At 53.4% G+C, this 498-nt stretch carries 1 protein-coding gene; it reads left to right on the top strand.

Annotation, left to right across the window (positions count from 1 at the left end):
- The coding region (locus tag CSC74_RS17490; protein ID WP_211369687.1) for a hypothetical protein at positions 1-361 on the top strand (361 nt) is incomplete at its 5' end.
- Positions 362-498: the final 137 nt, after the last annotated feature.

Raw genomic sequence — 498 nt, 5'->3', positions numbered from 1 at the left:
CCGTGATGCCGCCCACTCGGTGAGTGCAATGCGTGGCCCAAGCAATGTAGCCAGTAGCCCGGGTAAGACCAAAGCCGTACCCGGGGAACGCGCGCGCAATCCAACCTGTCCCGGGCGCACCGCGCTTACCCGGGCCGGCTACGCGGCTCCCGCTCTACGAACTGGTGCAAACCAGGCTCTTGCCGAAGGCAGGAACATCATGACGCCAACGGCGATGCGCGCAATCACACCTGCTGTGAGCAGCCAATCGTCAGGGAACGGCCGCATCCACGGCGCCTGTGTCGCCAGCGTCACCACAGGCAAAAACGTCAGGAATGCGATCCACATGAAAAAAAAAAAAGAAAAAGTATCAATAGATTGATGGCTTCAGATGTGTGAGGAGATACTAAGGAAGTGTAAAAGCACTAGATAAGGTAAACTAACATACACATGACTGATATACTGTTATTGTGATGACCTGAGAATAAGACATAAGCGTCGTAGCACAATAACATGGAT

Origin of the sequence: Pseudoxanthomonas yeongjuensis, from assembly GCF_010093345.1 — a bacterium.
Classification (GTDB): Bacteria; Pseudomonadota; Gammaproteobacteria; order Xanthomonadales; family Xanthomonadaceae; genus Pseudoxanthomonas_A; species Pseudoxanthomonas_A yeongjuensis.
This window is presented reverse-complemented; position numbering and strand designations above follow the sequence as displayed.